The following is a 1,136-nucleotide window of genomic DNA, read 5'->3' on the forward strand; positions in this document are numbered from 1 at the left end:
CGCTACAGTAATTATTGGGCATTCCCTCCCAATGCCGTGATGCCAGAACCAATTCCCACCAAAGTGTTACAAAACATTAAGCGCCAAAAAGGTCTATCCCCTGCCGAAAAACTTTGGTTAGGAGTGGCGATCGGATTGACTTTGACAGCTTTAATTCTCTGTATCACCCTCGCTTGTCCCATGCCTATAGTTCTCGCTTTCGCTTTTGATGCTGTCACCGCAGCGCGATTGGAAGTGGAATATTAACCCAGCAAAAATTGAGAAGTAAAAACCCAAAAAGGGGGAGATTTTTCCGAAAGTCTTCCCCTTTGCCGCTTTTTTCTGGATAGGTACGATCGATCTGTTCAACGAAACAGGGTAAAATCGGGCGATAATTTAAGAAAGTAGATTCATCGGCTTTTTAGCCGTCAGGAGTCAGTATTTAGGAGTCAGGAGATTATTTTTATTTATTCTCCCCACTTCCTTCTCCCCACTTCCCTCTCCCCCCACTCCCCAATTGAGCATCTCATTTATGCAAGTGAGTAATTATACTTATCCCTAAAACTGTTTTCTAGCAAGGCTTTCAAAATAGCTTGACATAAAAACCTGATTTAGGGGTTACAAAGGTGAGATGCTCCCCTCCCCAATTCATAATTCATAATTCATAATTCATAATTCCCATGTCCGAATCTCGTCGCTTACAGTTTACCCCCGATCTGGAAATTTGTCGTATTTTGAACGGAATGTGGCAAGTTTCAGGCGCCCATGGTTCGATCGCACCCCAAAAAGCGATCTCTAGTATGTTCTCCTATCTAGATGGCGGTTTCACCACTTGGGATCTGGCCGATCATTACGGTCCGGCCGAAGATTTTATCGGTGAATTTCGTCGTCAATTAGTCGCCCAAAGGGGCATTGATGCTTTAAATAATCTGCAAGCTTTCACTAAATGGGTTCCCCGTCCGGGTAAAATGACTAAGGAAATAGTCGAAAAAAATATCGCTATTTCCCTACGTCGCATGGATGTGGATAGTCTCGATTTATTGCAGTTTCACTGGTGGGATTATCGCGATAAAAATTATCTAGATGCCTTATATTTTTTAGGAGAATTACAACAGGAAGGCAAAATTAAACACCTGGCCTTGACTAATTTCGACACG

Annotated in this window: 2 protein-coding genes; both read left to right on the forward strand. The window is 42.8% G+C overall.

Annotated features, from left to right (window positions below; translation table 11 throughout):
- On the forward strand, positions 1-246 hold a 246-nt coding region (locus PX484_RS03420; protein ID WP_288102858.1), incomplete at its 5' end, for a slr1957 family protein.
- Positions 247-659: 413 nt separating this feature from the next.
- On the forward strand, positions 660-1,136 hold a 477-nt coding region (locus tag PX484_RS03425), incomplete at its 3' end, for an aldo/keto reductase (protein ID WP_288102860.1).

Origin of the sequence: Microcystis sp. M49636_WE2 (assembly GCF_030065375.1) — a bacterium.
Lineage (GTDB): Bacteria > Cyanobacteriota > Cyanobacteriia > Cyanobacteriales > Microcystaceae > Microcystis > Microcystis aeruginosa_C.